Origin of the sequence: Halobacillus litoralis, from assembly GCF_009856355.1 — a bacterium.
Classification (GTDB): domain Bacteria; phylum Bacillota; class Bacilli; order Bacillales; family Halobacillaceae; genus Halobacillus; species Halobacillus litoralis_B.
Window position 1 is genome coordinate 145,342 of record NZ_WMEW01000003.1, and the last position, 15,969, is coordinate 161,310.

17 protein-coding genes are annotated in these 15,969 nt (G+C 48.0%); 3 read left to right on the forward strand and 14 right to left on the reverse strand.

The genetic code is table 11. The annotated features are described in order from the left end of the window. Window positions 1–69: 69 nt before the first annotated feature. Both GLV97_RS06800 and GLV97_RS06805 read right to left on the reverse strand, forming a co-directional pair. Complete coding sequence (locus GLV97_RS06800; RefSeq protein ID WP_160889360.1) at window positions 70–1,422, reverse strand: ABC transporter substrate-binding protein; 1,353 nt, start codon at window positions 1,420–1,422, stop codon at window positions 70–72. A gap of 82 nt (window positions 1,423–1,504) precedes the next feature. Beyond that, window positions 1,505–2,500, reverse strand: coding sequence for a LacI family DNA-binding transcriptional regulator (locus tag GLV97_RS06805; RefSeq protein ID WP_160839311.1), 996 nt, complete (start codon window positions 2,498–2,500; stop codon window positions 1,505–1,507). 311 nt (window positions 2,501–2,811) lie between these two features. Between GLV97_RS06805 and GLV97_RS06810 the strand changes: the two genes are divergently transcribed. Together GLV97_RS06810 and GLV97_RS06815 are read left to right on the forward strand one after the other, a co-directional pair. Next, window positions 2,812–4,140 carry a copper amine oxidase gene (locus GLV97_RS06810; RefSeq protein WP_160889361.1) on the forward strand — a complete coding sequence of 443 codons (1,329 nt, stop codon included), beginning with the start codon at window positions 2,812–2,814 and terminating at the stop codon, window positions 4,138–4,140. Window positions 4,141–4,203: 63 nt separating this feature from the next. Then, window positions 4,204–5,181 carry a class F sortase gene (locus tag GLV97_RS06815; protein ID WP_160889362.1) on the forward strand — a complete coding sequence of 326 codons (978 nt, stop codon included), beginning with the start codon at window positions 4,204–4,206 and terminating at the stop codon, window positions 5,179–5,181. Between the two features lie 223 nt (window positions 5,182–5,404). On the opposite strand, the gene GLV97_RS06820 is transcribed toward GLV97_RS06815, so the two are convergent. The 11 genes from GLV97_RS06820 to GLV97_RS06870 all read right to left on the reverse strand — a co-directional run bounded on the left by GLV97_RS06820 (window position 5,405) and on the right by GLV97_RS06870 (window position 14,912). Continuing rightward, window positions 5,405–7,384: a penicillin-binding transpeptidase domain-containing protein gene (locus GLV97_RS06820; RefSeq protein WP_160889363.1), complete on the reverse strand. Its 1,980-nt coding sequence runs from the start codon at window positions 7,382–7,384 to the stop codon at window positions 5,405–5,407. A gap of 195 nt (window positions 7,385–7,579) precedes the next feature. Continuing rightward, the gene (locus tag GLV97_RS06825; protein ID WP_160839319.1) at window positions 7,580–8,194 is read right to left on the reverse strand and encodes a sulfite exporter TauE/SafE family protein; all 615 of its coding nucleotides are present in this window, start codon (window positions 8,192–8,194) and stop codon (window positions 7,580–7,582) included. Between the two features lie 12 nt (window positions 8,195–8,206). Beyond that, on the reverse strand, window positions 8,207–9,019 hold the full coding sequence (locus GLV97_RS06830) for an urease accessory protein UreD (RefSeq protein ID WP_160889364.1): 813 nt from the start codon (window positions 9,017–9,019) through the stop codon (window positions 8,207–8,209). After that, window positions 9,016–9,630, reverse strand: a complete 615-nt coding sequence (gene ureG, locus GLV97_RS06835; protein WP_160839597.1) for an urease accessory protein UreG — start codon at window positions 9,628–9,630, stop codon at window positions 9,016–9,018. The genes GLV97_RS06830 and ureG overlap by 4 nt, the downstream gene beginning before the upstream one ends. Window positions 9,631–9,653: 23 nt before the next feature. Then, on the reverse strand, window positions 9,654–10,337 hold the full coding sequence (locus GLV97_RS06840; protein WP_237418584.1) for an urease accessory protein UreF: 684 nt from the start codon (window positions 10,335–10,337) through the stop codon (window positions 9,654–9,656). Next, window positions 10,330–10,779: an urease accessory protein UreE gene (locus GLV97_RS06845; RefSeq protein ID WP_160839325.1), complete on the reverse strand. Its 450-nt coding sequence runs from the start codon at window positions 10,777–10,779 to the stop codon at window positions 10,330–10,332. Before GLV97_RS06845 ends, GLV97_RS06840 begins: the two co-directional genes overlap by 8 nt. A 9-nt stretch (window positions 10,780–10,788) precedes the next feature. Then, window positions 10,789–12,498, reverse strand: a complete 1,710-nt coding sequence (gene ureC / locus GLV97_RS06850) for an urease subunit alpha (RefSeq protein ID WP_160889365.1) — start codon at window positions 12,496–12,498, stop codon at window positions 10,789–10,791. Then, window positions 12,488–12,805 (reverse strand): urease subunit beta, encoded by a 318-nt coding sequence (locus GLV97_RS06855; RefSeq protein WP_160839329.1) that lies wholly within the window; start codon window positions 12,803–12,805, stop codon window positions 12,488–12,490. The genes ureC and GLV97_RS06855 overlap by 11 nt, the downstream gene beginning before the upstream one ends. Before the next feature lie 12 nt (window positions 12,806–12,817). Then, window positions 12,818–13,120: an urease subunit gamma gene (locus GLV97_RS06860; protein WP_160839331.1), complete on the reverse strand. Its 303-nt coding sequence runs from the start codon at window positions 13,118–13,120 to the stop codon at window positions 12,818–12,820. A 24-nt stretch (window positions 13,121–13,144) separates the two neighbouring features. Next, window positions 13,145–13,384, reverse strand: coding sequence for a hypothetical protein (locus GLV97_RS06865; RefSeq protein ID WP_160839333.1), 240 nt, complete (start codon window positions 13,382–13,384; stop codon window positions 13,145–13,147). After that, window positions 13,356–14,912: a sodium:solute symporter family protein gene (locus tag GLV97_RS06870; protein WP_160889366.1), complete on the reverse strand. Its 1,557-nt coding sequence runs from the start codon at window positions 14,910–14,912 to the stop codon at window positions 13,356–13,358. Before GLV97_RS06870 ends, GLV97_RS06865 begins: the two co-directional genes overlap by 29 nt. 453 nt (window positions 14,913–15,365) lie before the next feature. Between GLV97_RS06870 and GLV97_RS20130 the strand changes: the two genes are divergently transcribed. Then, a complete protein-coding gene (locus GLV97_RS20130) occupies window positions 15,366–15,488 on the forward strand; it encodes a hypothetical protein (protein ID WP_272917329.1) in 123 nt (40 codons plus the stop codon). Window positions 15,489–15,556: 68 nt separating this feature from the next. On the opposite strand, the gene GLV97_RS06875 is transcribed toward GLV97_RS20130, so the two are convergent. Further along, window positions 15,557–15,928, reverse strand: coding sequence for a VOC family protein (locus tag GLV97_RS06875; RefSeq protein WP_160889367.1), 372 nt, complete (start codon window positions 15,926–15,928; stop codon window positions 15,557–15,559). Window positions 15,929–15,969 lie beyond the last annotated feature (41 nt).

The following is a 15,969-nucleotide window of genomic DNA, read 5'->3' on the forward strand; positions in this document are numbered from 1 at the left end:
CCTTTCTTAATAAAAGCTGAAACTCGATTGAAAAGGATTCAGAGCCTGATCAGGCTCTGAATATGAGGATTATTCTTCAAAACGTTTCAATTCCCGCTTCACACGCTGGACCTGCTGTTCCACAACGCTTTCTACATCCTCACCGAGGGCAGCGGCATGGAAAGACTGGGCAAAAGCATCGGTAAGAACCGGATACGCCGGTGTCGATGGTCGGGCATGAGCGGTTTCAATGACCTGCTCTTTCATCACACTCCATGGTCTCTCATTAAATTTATCCATATTTTCGAAAGCGGATTTTTGCGCAGGAGGCATACCGGTTGCTTCGGAAATCTTGATCGCCGCTTCTTCATTAGTCATCCACTTCATAAGTTCAGCCGCCTGCTCAGGATGTTCTGTATTGTTCGTAACCGCATAAGCCATACTTCCCGATGGGGAAACCCTTTCATCTTTATACGGATAAGGCATCATCCCCCAGTTCAAGCCGGCGTCCTCTGCAGATACAGCAATCCACGGACCACCGAGAGCAAGAGCAGCCTTCCCTTCTTCAAACTGCATTTCACCAGGACTTTCCGTCACAACCCCTTCTTCAAACAACGACTTCACGTACTGAAGCGATTCAAGGGTTTCGGGACTGTTTAAGTAACCATCCACTTCTGTGCCATCTTCAGAAATCAAGCCACCTCCGTTGGACCAGGCTAAAGGAGCCCCCATAAATGTCAGCCACTCCCCGACTCCATAATTCATGAACAGATTCAACCCGTATTGATCATCGTTCGTCAACGACTTCGCATGATCCATCAATTCATCCCACGTCCATGCTTCTTCAAGCGATTCCGCCGGCTCAATCCCCGCTTCCTCTAAAAGGTCTTTGTTGTAGTAGAGCATAACGGACGCTTCCATGGCTCCAAGAGAATACAGCTGGTCATCGTACGTCCCCTGCTGGATGATTGAATCTACATATTGGTTCTTCGTTTCCTCATCGATATAATCATCAATCGGCTGGATAACCCCCGCATCCGCAAAACTTGCGACATATGGACCGTCCACAGCCATCACATCCGGAAGATTTCCGGCTACGAGGGCTGCGTTTATACTGTCGCTGTACGCACTGGCTCCATCATCAATGATCACCTCTGCGTTTACGTGAATATCTTCGTGTGCCTCATTAAAGCCATCAATCAAATCAATATACGCTTTCGTTTCATCCTCCCCGGTCTGGTGAATCCAGAAATCCAACACGACATCTTCGTCACCCGACGCTTCGACAGTCGTTTCAACAGAACCGGTTTCGACTGTATCACTGGATGCATTTTCACCAGAACCTGCTCCGCCGTCCCCCTCACTATTCGCTGTGCTGTCACTTGAACATGCGGCCATAAACAACAGGATCAGCCCAAAAACTACGTATCCGAACCTTTTCATCCCAACATTCCTCCCTAAAAGATTAAATGCCTTCGCAAACGTTTACGTAATCGTTTACTTTATGGTGAAAAAGAGAAGGCCCTTAATAAGAACCTCTCTGTACCAACTCTGAGTCCAAGATGATTTCCTGGTGCTCTCCTTTATATCCATCAATTCTTTTTAATAACTGCTCTACGGCAGTCTTCCCTAATTCAAAAGCCGGCTGTCTGACCACGGACAGTGGTGGAGAAGTCACTTTCATCCAATCGTAGTCATCATAGCCGATGACCGCCATGTCATCAGGAATAGCTATGTTCTGCTCCTGAAGGTAAGAGACCGCCCCCATCGTCATCACGTTGTTGGCGATAAACAAAGCCGTTACACCAGCGCGGTGAAGCTTCCCGGCCAGCGAATACCCTTCCTTGAATGTAGCAGGGCCCTCCTGCATATACCCTTCTTCAATGGTCAGCCCCCGCTCCCGCAGTGCCTCTTTATATCCTTCCAGACGCTCATCACTCGTCGTAATACCAAGACTTCCTGTCACAAATCCAATTCTTTCGTGACCTTTTTCAATTAAAGCCGTTACGGCTTCATACGCTCCACGGCGGTTGTTTACGAGAACCCTGTCTCCTTCACCTGTACTTGGATGACGATCAATAAAAACGACAGGATAGTTACCGGAGAATTCCTCCTTGTAGTCATACTCCCTGCCGTTGACCGGGGCAATGACAAGCCCATCAATCAACTGGGTATTGAAGACCCGGATCTGATCTCTTTCCGTTTCCGCCTGTTCATTAGAATTACTAAGAATAAGATTATAGCCGTTTTCCTTTAAAACCTGCTCAATACCATTGGCTACAGACATGAAGAAAAAGTTTGACGTATCCTCTGCCACCAGAGGAACAAGAAGTCCGATCGTACTGGACTTTTGACTTCTTAAGCTGCGCGCAATCCGGTTTGGCTGATAGTTTAGATCCTTCATAGCTGAATATACTTTCTGCTTTGTTGCTTCTGCGACATACCGTGTCTCATTGATCACATGGGATACAGTCGCTGTAGAAACCTTTGCTTTACTGGCTACATCTTTAATCGAAACCATGGCTGACTCCTTCTCCCTGCGGGCAAGTAATCGTTTACGTAATCGTTTACCTTAACTAGACTATATACTCAGAAAGCGCTTACGTCAACACAATTTTCATCTTTTCTTCCTTTTTCGAACACGCCTTCTCCCCTCATGTACGGAAGAATATACGAAGTTCCGCCCCAGCGTCAGGGAGCAAAAAATGACAACTCAGCTGATTCTTTACAGACTCCTTTCACGAATTTCTATATTTTTTCCGGGAAATTGTGATCCAATATCCGCCCATCTTCGTTAGCTGTGTAAGAAATCAATTAAAGGAGAGTGTACACATGAAACAAATGAAAAGAATTCTGGTCACATTGATGGCGCTGATGCTGCTTGTCCCATCCGTCGCCATGGCCGATCACCACAAATCAGCACAGACGGAGGCGGCCGATCTAAGATCGACGCTTGATCAATTATTGTCCGAGCACTTTGTGCTTGCTACAACATTTATGATGAAATCGTATGAAGACGCACCGGACGCTGATGAAGTATGGAATAAGCTTGATCAAAACGCACAGGATATGACACCAGCGATCGCTTCCATTTATGGAGATGAAGCAGCTGCACAGTTTGAAGAAATCTTCCGCGGACATAACGATTATTCCGATGGTTTTGTAAAAGCTGCGAAAAACGATGATCCAGAAGCCCGTAAGATGGCCGAAGAGGAAGTTGAAGAATTTACAGAAGAGTTCAGTACGTTCCTTGCAGCAGCAACCGAAGGAAATCTTTCCAAAGAAGCCGCTAAGGAAGTATTAAAAGCTCACGAACAAGACGTTGTTAACGTTTTTGATCACTATGTAAACGAAGACTACCAGAAATCCTACACGGCTTTCCGTGAAGGTTTCAACCGTATGTTCGACATCAGTAAGGCGCTCTCTTCTGCCATTGTAACGCAGATGCCGGATTCCTTTAATGGAACAAAAGCAGATACACCAGCAGCAGATCTGCGTTCCAACATGAATGCTCTTGCTTCTGAACACTTCGCTTTAGCCGTTCTTGAAATGCAGAAAGGCTTTGACCAGGCGGAAGACTACGATTTCGTAACATGGGCTGAGAACCAGCACACCGCTGATTTCAAAGCTGCTATCGGTTCCATTTATGGGGAAGAAGGCGCGGCCCAGTTTGAAAAAGTATGGCAGCAGGATCATATCAACGCCCAGTCTGATGTGATTACAGCAGCTCTTGAAGAAGATGAAGAAGCAAGGAAAATGGCTGAACAAAGCTTGATGGCCTTCTCTGAGGACTTCGGTGCCTTCCTTGGTACAGCTACCGAAGGAAACCTTCCAAAAGAAGATGCTGTTGAAGCGGTATGGGCTCACGAGGAAGATGTCCTTCAGACCTTCGATCACTACGTGAATGAAGACTATGCAGCCACTTACGACTCTTTCCGTGAAGGATATGCTTTCATGTTCGGAATCGGGGAAACATTGAGCAGTGCTGTCGTGACACAGATGCCGGATCAATTCGGTGGAGAAGTTATGCCGGAAGAAATGCCTAAGACAGGCTTTGGTGGAGCGAGCGATCAAGGGATGAACACATGGATGTGGATCGCCTTCGGAGTTATCGCTGCAGCTTCTGCCGGTTTCATTTCCATCCGCAAAGCCAAGCAGTAATGCTTACCATGGAAGAAGAGCCTCTGCTCTTCTTCCTTCCTTATGATAGAGAGGTGACAGTCCATGAAGCTCGATTGGAAAATGTACTTCACAATACTGGGCCTGACAGCGCTCGTTATGGTCGCCTATGAATTCAATGCGTTCACTTTTTGGAAGGACGATTCGGATGTTGTCCGGATTGAAAATGCTTCACAGGCGTCCTATCAAGAAACGGATGTACCGGAGGATCAAAAAGAAGAGATTTTGGACGGCGAATTTACAGTGATTAATAAAAACGGAAATATGAGGTCCGCTGACGTCGTAAAAAATCAAAAGCAGGAAGAAACAGGGATCACCCCTGCCACCATCTCCATCCCTGCCATTGATGTAGAAGCTGCTGTAGAATCGGTCGGTATTCTGGATAATGGACAGATGGGCGTACCGGAGGACCCGCAGAAAGCCGGATGGTTTGAACCGGGGACGGAGCCCGGCAGTACCGGGAACTCTGTTATCGCGGGCCACGTGGACAGCCGGACAGGTCCTGCTGTTTTTTATGACTTGGATCAACTCGAAAAAGGAGACGAGATTACCGTCTCCGATGAAAACGGGGAAGAAAAGACCTATGTAGTCGAAAAACTCGAAAGTTATCCGATGGATGACTCTCCCATTGAAACGATTTTCGGATCTTCCGATGAAAAACGTCTCAACCTTATCACCTGTACAGGTGAATTTCTCAGCAGTATCGGAGGGCACGCGGACCGTCTCGTCGTGTATTCAAAACTGAAGGAACCGACGCAGAATCAGGAGGATATCCAGCCCCCTTCCAACGTGCAGATCCAGGGAACGATGATTACCTGGCATGCCGTACGTGAGGATTATGTAGCAGGATACCGCGTCTACCGCAGCCAGGACGGGGAAACATTCGAAAAGGTCGCCAGTATTTCCAAACATGAACGGAAATCCTATACCGATCCCGAAGCAGCCGATTACTCCTACTACGTAACGACCGTCAATGAAGAAGGCACAGAATCGAAGCCTTCCAATACAACAGGAACAAAATAAACCACGTCTTCCAGTCAGACGTGGTTTTCCGCTTGTCATAGGAAGGGACGATCTTTTGTTTAACAGAAGATCGTCCCTTTTTTTCAACTCCTCATTAGATGGGGGGGGGGGGCGCAGCATGTTCATTGGTGACACCTGCAGGACCAAAGTCGCCCCCTGGCAGGCAGCCACGGATAAGCGCAACGTAATCATCTACATACCGTTTCTTCCGGAAGCGGTTACTCTATTTCAAATTTTCGAAGACATTCTTCACTTTAGGCACCACATCGTGACTGCCTTCTTCTGTATCTTCCATCATCATCGCCACAAGCAGATCCTGATCCTCGGTATCCCAGGCCACAAACCATCCATTCACAGGTCCCTCTTCATCCGGGGATTTCTTCAATTCCGCTGACCCTGTTTTTCCTGCAAGAGAGATGCCTTCCACAACCGGCTCATAGGCGGTCCCGTTTTCATTCTGGACGACCGCTGTCAAATCATCACGGATCAGAGCAGCCGTTTCCGCGCTGACGACGTCTTCTTTCCAGGCCTGAGGTTCTTCCTCATTCAGCAGAAGCTGCGGTTTGATCAGTGTCCCATCGGTAATGAACGGCGTGTAGGCAGCAGCCAGGTGGACAGCGCTCATCTGGACCTGGCCCTGCCCATAGGCGGTCGCCGCAAGCAGAGATTCACTTTCAAATGTATCTTCGTTCATCAACTGGGATGCTTCTATCGGATAGGAAAACGGCAGATCCTCACCAAAACCAAATCCTGCTGCTTCCTCCAGGAAAGAGTCTCCACCGATGTCCACGATCTGACGGGCGAAGTAAATGTTATCCGACCGCACGAGCGCATCGCGGAGATTTACCCGGCTGTCTTCGGCTGCTCCCGGTACACGGGTGACAGAATAGCCGGCATCTGCCTCATACGTTTCCCCGGATATCGACAGCTCCTCTTCCGGATTAATCGTTCCTGTTTCCAATCCAACTGCTGCAGTGATCGGTTTAAATGTTGAGCCCGGCGAGTACGTTCTTGAGAACTTGTTCAAGGTCACTTCTTCTCCTCCAAGACCTAAAGAAAGGGCTGTCGGATCGTAAGAAGGAGTGCTCACAAGAGCCTCCACCCTTCCGGTTTCAGGGTGGATCGCCGCAGCGGTCCCCGATTCGTCTTTCAATTGCTCATAAACTTCCGTCTGGACATCCGACGAAATAGTCAGCGTGACGTCTTCACCGTCCTCCGCTTCCTGTTCTGCGAGCACTTCTTTCGTTTCATTTGTCTCATCGGCAATATACACACGCCAGCCCGGTTCGCCACGGAGCTCATCCTCCATGACCAGTTCTAAGCCGGATTTCCCGATGTTATCGTTCACACTGTAGCCTTCCCCTTCTCGTTCTTCCATCTCTTCAGCCGTGATAGTACCCATATAGCCGGTCAAATGCGCGGCTGCTTCTCCTAAAGGATAAACACGTGCTTCTTTTCCATCATTGATCATGTAGCCTCCTGGCAGCTCTTCAAGAGCCGTCAGTCTCTCCTCATCATCTTCAGGGATCATCGCAAGCGGCACGAACACATCATCCTTCACCCAGGACTGCTCCAGTTTCTGATCGATTTGTTCAACAGAGAGTTTAAGAATGTCCGCAAGCCCTTCCTTCAAAGCTTCTTCCTCTTCCATCTTCCCTGGTACGATACCAACTTCCTTCACCGGACCTTTGACAGCCAGCCCCTGCCCGTCCCGGTCAAATATTTCCCCGCGTTTGGAATCCAGTCGGGTGACCCTCACCGTATCGCCTTCTTCCATTTGGGGGAAGATGAGGTCAGGCTGCCATTCCACCGCCCAGCGGTCTTCCTCTTCCCCTTCTTCATAAACAAGACCCGCCTGATGGCTGAATTCAATCGCGCCGGCTTTGGAATCTACCGAAGCCGTATATTCGTAGGAAGGTGTATCCTCTTGATCATAGCTTTCTTCCTCTTCGGGAAAATCATATGTAATCGATACCTCCTCAGCGCTGATCCCTTCATAAATATCTTGATAGCGGCTGACAAAATCCTCTTTTGTAATCGCTTCTTTCGATGGTTCACTTAAATAGCTGTACATCGTTTCATACTCTTTCTGTTCCCATGCGTCCATATACGCCGAGAACGCGTCCTGCGGCTCCGGCTGACTGCTGCAGGCGGTAAGTGCGGCAGTGAGCAGAAAGACGACTAGGATCATCCATTTTTTCATCAAATCTCCCTTTCATATTCTGTAATCAGACAAATTTTTCTAATTTCTATTATACCAGAGACAAACATAGGAAAAAGAAAAACGCCCGGCTTATACCGGACGTTGGAAGATCGAGAATGTATTTTCAGTATGCATGTTCGAACATGCAGATCAGCGAAGAAAAATTGGACGTTCTCTTAAACCTTATGTATCCCCTTATCCGAAATAGATGCTTGATAAATAATAAACACCGTATACAGCGCTGATGATCCCTGCGGCCTGAGTCAATCCTTTATTTATCGTCCACTTTTTAGTCGTAAGTACAAAAGGAAGACCAATTACAGTTGTAAACAAAAGCATCCCCACGATTGTTCCGGCTCCAAAAATAAAAATAAATGCGGCTCCCTCAGCTGCGCTTTCCACAGAGCTGAGCGTTAATAGTACAAGGGCTGCACTTCCTGCCAGTCCGTGTACAATCCCCATAAACACGGAGGTCTTATAACTGCGCCCTTCTTGTTTTGAAGAAGACTTTTTATAAGAAAGAAACGTTGTTGCTCCAACTAAAATCAACATCACTCCAACGAGAGCTTCGAGCGACTGTGCCCACGTTTCGGGAATCTGCTCCTGCATGAGGATGACCGCCATCCCAAATACAAACATGGTCAAGGTATGCCCGATTCCCCAATAGATACCGGTCATCGCTGATTGAAGCACTTTCCTGCTTTTTGCCGCGGATGTCGATACAGCAATCACATGATCCGGCTCCAACGCGTGCTTAATACCAAGCGCCAGTCCCAGTCCTAAAACAGCTAACAAACTCATATCTTCCATTGTAGATCCTCCTTAATACTTCCGCCAGATGATTTCTTTTTTCTTTAATAACGTTTCTCGATAAAAGGTGTGAACAGCAGCTGTCACAGTCTCGAGCTGCTGGGTATTATCCCCCAGCATCCGTATGACGACGCCCCCTTTATCCATCGATGATAGACCAAAACGGACATAAGGAAACTGCTGCTCCAGGTGTTCAGACAGCTTTTCAACAAAATCCACTCCTGCCTCCTTATGAAAGAGAACAACGGATCCAACATGCGAATGCCCCTCCAGTTCCAATACCCCTTCTACTCCTAGTCCAGGATCAAGCAGCAGGTGATCATATAGAACCAGGGTGCCCCCGGAGGTCACCTTCAATTTGTTCCGGTACCAATCATACCGGAATGGCTCCCCATTATGGGACCACCCCGGTGTTACAATATCGTTGTAGAAAAAGGATGACGTTTCATCGATATCAACGATTGTCGTTTGATTGAACCGGGCTCCCTCATACATGATAAGAGGATCCATACAATAATCGAGGGTACTGCCGGCTGCGAGACGAATCCTTGTCACCTGCTCCACCGGCTTCGATATTGTTTTGTACACTTTGGATGCCGCCTGACTCGTTACGCTCAACTCCGCTCCTTCTTCCAGTGTCACTTCATTCACATAAGAATCTCCGTCTACATAGCCTCCGCCGATATGAATCATATAAACAGACAACGTTTCCTCATCCAGGTAAACGGGACGGGTGAATTTGAAAGCTCCCTCATAAAAACCAGACAGGATCGTTCGACTGTGGCGCTTTTCTCCTTTCAAGTGAAGGACGCCGGTGTGTGTCATGCCTGCAGTCCTTTAAGAAAAGCGTGTTCATGTATCCATTCAATGACTTCCGAAAGCCCCTCTTTCGTTTTTAAGTTGGTAAACACGAAAGGCTTCTGTCCGCGGGCTGTAATCGTATCCTGTCTCATCACATCAAGGTCTGCTCCGACATGCGGGGCAAGGTCGGTTTTATTAATGACAAAAAGGTCGGATTTAATCATCCCCTGTCCACTCTTTCTGGGGATCTTCTCCCCTTGAGCCACGTCAATAATATAGATGGAGAAGTCCACCAGTTCCGGGCTGAACGTCGCTGCCAGATTATCCCCGCCGCTCTCGACGAAAATTAAATCCAGGTCATGATGACGCTCCTTCAGCTCATCAATAGCCGCAAAGTTCATCGAAGCATCCTCACGTATCGCTGTATGAGGACAACCTCCGGTTTCCACTCCAATGACGCGGTCACCAGGAAGCACTCCATTCTTAAGTAAAAACTGCGCATCCTCTTTTGTATAAATATCGTTCGTGATGACAGCCATATTCAATTCATCCTTCAACTCACGAGTGAGCCGTTCGACAAGCATCGTTTTTCCCGCCCCTACAGGGCCTCCCACTCCAATACAAATCGGTTCCATCATTTCATTCCTCCCAATCATTTTTAAGACATAAACAACCGTACGTGCAGACGTTCGTGCATCATCTGGGCGATTTCCAGCCCCGGACTTCCCGCTCCCAGATCCTCGATCGAAGCTTCCTTGATACGCCGGACTGTTTTTTGTATATGGGGCTGCAGAGCGACGAGGATTTTCTGCCCATCCGTCTGTCCGATGGGTATCCCTCGCACAGCGTTCTGCACCATTGAGCTCAATGAGGTGAATAAAAACGTCTCCAAGGCTGCTGATCCAGATACTTCCATTGATCCATAAACGACGGCGAACACAAGAGCTGGGTGTCCATAACCTTCTTTTTCCATCAGCCACTTACGATACTGCTCCAATGGAGGGGAAGGGTACAAATCAAGACACAGCTTTGCCAGCCGCTTTCCCACCCGCTGATTGCCCTCCCTGGTTTCTCTTGCTGGTGTAGACGCATATAGAAGGTGATCCAGTTCGAGGATGAGATCCACTCCACCATTTTTAACTTCCTGATAAGCCAGCCAGAAGGCCAGACCGTCATTGAACGCCAGCTGCCGATCCAAAAAAGCGGCCAGGGCTTCCTTGAAGCTCCCTGCATCTGTGATGACATCCTGCTGAATATACGTTTCAAATCCAAACGAATGTGAGAAAGCTCCGGATGGAAATTGCGAATCGCTGAGCTGCAGCAGGGGCATCCAATTAATCATCATGACTGTGGCCAATGTACCGGAATGGCTCAGGCACCTTCCGTTCTTCCCTGGAGTAGTCCAAGCCTTCATTCTCTAACAGTTCTTCGATTAAATAGTCATACTGGACAAGCATTTCCTCCCCCTCGAACTGAGCAGGAATGTGCCGATTACCCAGCTGATGAGCAATGTCTCCCATTTCGCGGATATCATTAGGTCGTATAACAAGTACATCATCCTTATGTACGCTTACGACAATCATATTTTTCTCATCGATATGTAAAATGTCCCCATCGGAAAGCTCTTTGTTTTTACCCAGCCGGATACCGATTTCACGGCCGTGGTCCGTTGTTACACGCTGGACTCGTTTGAGAAGCTGTTCACTTTCCAGCTTTACATATTCGACGTGCGGGGCCCGTTTTTTTGTTTCTGAAAGATTGCCTGCTACCTTTTCAATAATCATCCAATCACCTCAAAATAAGAAATACCGCTGCCCCATGGCTACCGTCTCTGCAGGTTCACAATGGACCGTCTCCCCATCCACTTTGACGACATAGGTCTGCGGGTCTACTTCAATGGACGGCGTTTCGCCGTTATGAATCATCGATTTTTTCGTTAAGTTCCGGACTCCTGATATCGGCCGGACGATTTTTTCCAATCCAAGTGTTTGATGGACTCCCTTTTGATAGGCGGACTGAGATACAAATGTCATAGCTGTAGAGGCTTTCGCTTTGCCGAGGGAACCGAACATTTCTCTGTACATCACCGGCTGTGGGGTGGGTATGCTTGCATTCGGATCACCCATTAAACTCTGGGCAATCAGGCCGCCTTTTAAAATCAGCTCAGGCTTCACTCCAAAAAATGCTGGATCCCAGAGCACCAAATCAGCAAACTTCCCTTCTTCTACAGAGCCGACATAGTCAGATATGCCATGCGTTATCGCCGGGTTTATCGTATATTTCGCTACGTAGCGTTTCGCACGGAAATTGTCACTGTGCTCATGGTCCCCCTCTAAAGGTCCGCGCTGTTTTTTCATTTTATCGGCCGTCTGCCACGTCCGCATGATTACTTCCCCGACTCTTCCCATCGCCTGAGAATCAGAGGAAATCATGCTGAACACTCCAAGGTCATGCATAATATCCTCTGCCGCGATCGTTTCTTTACGGATCCGGGAGTCCGCAAATGCGATATCCTCCGGAACACTCGGGTCCAGATGGTGACAAACCATCAGCATATCCAAATGCTCTTCCAGCGTGTTCACGGTGTAGGGGCGGGTCGGATTTGTGGACGATGGAAGAATATTGGAATATCCGGCTGCTTCAATAATGTCAGGAGCATGACCGCCGCCGGCGCCCTCTGTATGATAGGTATGGATGACGCGGCCCCCGATAGCTTCCAGCGTATGTTCTACGAATCCACCTTCATTCAGTGTATCTGTATGGATGGCCACTTGAACGTCAAATTGATCAGCCACCTGCAGGCATGTATCAATCGTCGCCGCTGTCGTTCCCCAGTCCTCGTGAAGCTTCAGTCCTACGGCTCCAGCTTCAATCTGCTCCTGAATGGCTTCTGGACTTGTGGTATTTCCTTTTCCTAAGAAACCGAGATTCATCGGAAATTCTTCTGCTGCCTCGAGCATCCTCTGAATATTCCATGATCCAGGGGTGCAGGTGGTTGCCTTCGTGCCTGTGGCAGGTCCTGTCCCTCCTCCGATCATTGTTGTAACACCGGAAGACAAAGCCGTTTCAATCTGCTGGGGTGAAATGAAATGGACATGGGCATCAATTCCACCTGCCGTTACAATCATCCCCTCAGCTGCAATGACCTCTGTAGAGGCCCCGATTACGATATCGACACCATCCATCAACAGTGGATTCCCTGCTTTCCCAATCGTTTGGATCCACCCATCCTTTATACCGATATCGGCTTTGATTATGCCGGAGTGATCCAAAATGACCGCATTGGTAATGACCAGATCGACAGCTTCATCCCTTAATGCAAGAGGGTGCTGCCCCATCCCGTCACGGATGACCTTGCCTCCTCCGAATTTCACTTCATCTCCATACGTGGTATAGTCTTTTTCCACTTCAATAAAAAGGTTCGTATCAGCCAGCCGAACCGCATCCCCTTTTGTCGGTCCAAACATATCGGCATATTGACGACGCGGCATCTCAAAGCTCATCTTCAAGCCTCCCATTGACAAGTTGGTTCAATCCATATACTTTTCTTTCTCCGGAAAAAGCAACGAGGGGGACTGTTTTTTCATCGCCCGGCTCAAAGCGGACAGCCGTGCCGGCCGGAATGTTTAAATGGCGTCCACGCGCCTCTTCACGGTCAAACCGCAGGAATGGGTTCACTTCAAAAAAATGAAAGTGGGAGCCGATCTGCACCGGCCGGTCTCCCCGGTTTAAAACGGTGACTTCCACCACTTCTTTCCCTTCATTACACCGGATGGTTTCTGACCTCAGGACAAACTCACCTGGTTTCACTGGATTTCCTCCTCATCGTATAGGTTCATGGACTGTGACCAGCTTGACACCATCAGGAAACGTTGCTTCCACCTGGATATCAGGAATCATTTCAGGAACGCCTTCCATCACATCTTCCCGGGTCAATACAGCAGCTCCAAACTGCATAAGCTCAGCCACCGTTCTTCCATCCCTGGCTCCTTCCACCACTTCATAAGTAATGATTGATACCGCTTCAGGGTAATTCAACTTCAACCCTCGCTCCTGCCTTCTTCGTGCCAAATCGGCGGCAAGTACGATCATCAACTTCTCTCTTTCCCGTGACGTCAGTTTCATAGTTTCCTCCCCAATCTCTTAGTCCTACCCGGCTTTCCGGTCCCTTACCAGTTCAATGACAGGCCTCAGTGTAATCATCACTCCTGCGATGATCAGCCACCCAAAGGACAAGTATGTCCACCCTTTAAAAAATTCAAGGCTGTACTGGTACCCCGTCAAAAACATAATGCCTGGAAAAATAATGATGAACACGGCCGTTAAGGATAAAGCCCACCTTGTACAAATAACAGCATCTTTACTCAGCTGACGCTCGTTTTCGCTCATAAGACCCCTCCTCTACGGAATCTGTTTCTTCATCAAAACTGTGGAACTTATCTTTCAAGGAATCGAAATCAAACGTTTGATTCGCATAAAGAGCATGACCAATGGATATAGCTCCACTCACTAAGAAAACTGTGATATTACCGAAGAACATCGGCTCCAGCTCCCCAAGCGACTGCACGCTGATTTCACCATAGATAGTGGAGGCGGAAACCAGCCATGCTGTAACCCCAAGCACAAGCCCGGAAGCCGCACCGTAAAAGGTCCCGGCATTGGTCGCCTTTTTCCAAAGCAGACCGAGGGTGACCGGGATGACTGCACCGCTGACAAAAATCCCCATCGCCATATAAACAAAGCTCAGACTTATGCCAACCTTAAACAGGAGAATAGAAAGAACCCCCATCATTAAACCGAATCCAAGAGTAACTTTTCTCGACATTGATAATAACTGTTCACTGGAAGCATCCGGCCGGATTGACGTCCGGTAGATATCCGTGACAATGATGTTCGTAATAGCTGTCAGTTCGGCGGCTCCTGTAGACATAACAGCCATGAACAGCATGGCTAAAAATAAAATGGAACCGATGCCTCCCAGCAGGTAGGCGGCCATTTCCGGAGCTGCAGCATCCGGTGTCGATACCGCCACCCCAAGACCAGCCGCGCTGACACCAAGAAATGTAGCAATTGCAAACGGAATGGAAAACCAGGCGAGTCCTCCGTATATGTAAGCTTTGGAAGCGGCACTATCCTTACTTGCAATTGCCCGCTGCCAGTATGCCTGATCTACAAAAACCGCTCCAAAATTACCAATGATATTGACCATCCCGAACAAAAGGCCTGGAATAGACGCCATCGTCAGCATCGAGGCGGAGGAAGGCATGTTCTGAAGTCCTTCATAAATTGGATCAATGCCGAACTTCACATAGATGGCGGCAGCGAAAACAGCCAGAATGCCAAAAATCATAACGGTGTTGAAATAATCAGCGATGAAGGACGCTTTCAACCCACCAATCATGGTGTAGATCGTGAATGTAAGAGGGATCAAGAAGGCTGCGGCATAAACATTCATACCTGTCAAAGAGTTTAGAGCAATGGCTCCTCCAAGAACGACCATCGCGGTGACAAGAATGTTGGTCATCAATGCAAAGCCCATAATCAAGCGGTGGTTCTTCTTATCAAAGCGCTGGGCAATGAATTCAAGAAAGGTGTGAGCTTTCGGAGCCCGCTTCTTCAAGTTGATAGCCACAATTGCGAAAAGAAGCACCTGGATACAGGCACCAGCGGCATACCAGTACGGTCCGCTGATGCCGTACTGAAACCCTGTAGCCGAGGACATCATTAACGTAGCCGCCCATGTCCAGGCAGCAATGATAGACGCACTTGCCAGACCGACACCAATGCTTCTGCCAGCAGTACTGAACTGTTCAGCGGTCATTTTCTGTTTTTTTCTGTGCTGCATCACAAGCGTTACGATAGTGAAAAACAATCCAAAAACGAGCAGCAACGAATAACCAGCGTAAGTGGGAAGCATATTTTTCCTCCAATATTCTTAATATGCTGAATAATACAACAAATGCTTACGTGGAATCAACACCTCATGTTAGAAAAACTGACATACACATGTTAAGTAAGCGCTGACAACTCAGACGTACCATCGTTTCGAAAAAAAGGAAGAAAAAAACAAAAAAAAGACGATCGAATGGTATCGACCGTCTTTGACTTTCGAGAAAAATCATCGAAGTCTTTCTGTATAAATCTTCTTACTCAGATAAAAGCCGCCTGTTGAACTGGAAATGTAAGGATGTTCCTGAAAAAAAGATGGCCGCCACCCCCCCCTGCCGATAAAGGCTGCTTTTCACATATTCAGGATTGCTGGATACGTCTCTTACATCAAATCACGTTGTATAAAAAGGGACCGCTCCAATGTCAAGTAAAGCACCGCCCCTTTCCGCTCATGATTTAGTGAGATTATGAGGAGCGTTCGGTGGTGACGCCTGCGGGAACAGTACGAGCTGAAGATCCACTTGAGCAGGCGGATTTCCTGCTCAATTCAGCTGAGGCCGTGTCCGCGGCAAGCACCCACCGACAAGCGGAACGCGATCATTAGAACGACGAAGCAGCTACACCACTGAAAAAACAAAAAAGACGATCGAATGGTATCGACCGTCTCCAGCTTTATCTATTAAATTCAATAATGTTGCCATCGGGATCTGTGATGTACACCTGATGCCATTCTGTTTTATTGACAGGCTTATTCAGCATCTCCACTTCATGTTTTTCCATCCGTTCAATAAACGCTTCAACATCACGGACCCTTACCGCAAAATGTCCATCACGGGAGTCAATGTCTGTTGTCCCGCGCAGCGTTTGACCTTCTTCATAAGCAATCAAGTGAATCTGCGTTGCCCCTACCTGATACCAGGCGCCGGGAAAGTCGAAATCAGGACGGTCCGGACTTTCTTCAAAACCGAGCACCTCTCCGTAAAAATGTTTGGCTCGATCAATATCCGTCACAATGACAGATACGTGGTGCAGTGATTCATACATGTACAGGTCCCCCTTTAAAAGTCACTCTGCTATCAGTGTAA

What these genes read in the sequence shown, in the direction of transcription:
- GLV97_RS06800 (WP_160889360.1), bottom strand. Translation starts at nt 1,422, where the DNA reads ATGAAAAGGTTCGGATACGTAGTTTTTGGGCTGATCCTGTTGTTTATG.
- GLV97_RS06805 (WP_160839311.1), bottom strand. Translation starts at nt 2,500, where the DNA reads ATGGTTTCGATTAAAGATGTAGCCAGTAAAGCAAAGGTTTCTACAGCG.
- GLV97_RS06810 (WP_160889361.1), top strand. Translation starts at nt 2,812, where the DNA reads ATGAAACAAATGAAAAGAATTCTGGTCACATTGATGGCGCTGATGCTG.
- GLV97_RS06815 (WP_160889362.1), top strand. Translation starts at nt 4,204, where the DNA reads ATGAAGCTCGATTGGAAAATGTACTTCACAATACTGGGCCTGACAGCG.
- GLV97_RS06820 (WP_160889363.1), bottom strand. Translation starts at nt 7,384, where the DNA reads ATGAAAAAATGGATGATCCTAGTCGTCTTTCTGCTCACTGCCGCACTT.
- GLV97_RS06825 (WP_160839319.1), bottom strand. Translation starts at nt 8,194, where the DNA reads ATGGAAGATATGAGTTTGTTAGCTGTTTTAGGACTGGGACTGGCGCTT.
- GLV97_RS06830 (WP_160889364.1), bottom strand. Translation starts at nt 9,019, where the DNA reads ATGACACACACCGGCGTCCTTCACTTGAAAGGAGAAAAGCGCCACAGT.
- ureG (WP_160839597.1), bottom strand. Translation starts at nt 9,630, where the DNA reads ATGGAACCGATTTGTATTGGAGTGGGAGGCCCTGTAGGGGCGGGAAAA.
- GLV97_RS06840 (WP_237418584.1), bottom strand. Translation starts at nt 10,337, where the DNA reads ATGATTAATTGGATGCCCCTGCTGCAGCTCAGCGATTCGCAATTTCCA.
- GLV97_RS06845 (WP_160839325.1), bottom strand. Translation starts at nt 10,779, where the DNA reads ATGATTATTGAAAAGGTAGCAGGCAATCTTTCAGAAACAAAAAAACGG.
- ureC (WP_160889365.1), bottom strand. Translation starts at nt 12,498, where the DNA reads ATGAGCTTTGAGATGCCGCGTCGTCAATATGCCGATATGTTTGGACCG.
- GLV97_RS06860 (WP_160839331.1), bottom strand. Translation starts at nt 13,120, where the DNA reads ATGAAACTGACGTCACGGGAAAGAGAGAAGTTGATGATCGTACTTGCC.
- GLV97_RS06865 (WP_160839333.1), bottom strand. Translation starts at nt 13,384, where the DNA reads ATGAGCGAAAACGAGCGTCAGCTGAGTAAAGATGCTGTTATTTGTACA.
- GLV97_RS06870 (WP_160889366.1), bottom strand. Translation starts at nt 14,912, where the DNA reads ATGCTTCCCACTTACGCTGGTTATTCGTTGCTGCTCGTTTTTGGATTG.
- GLV97_RS06875 (WP_160889367.1), bottom strand. Translation starts at nt 15,928, where the DNA reads ATGTATGAATCACTGCACCACGTATCTGTCATTGTGACGGATATTGAT.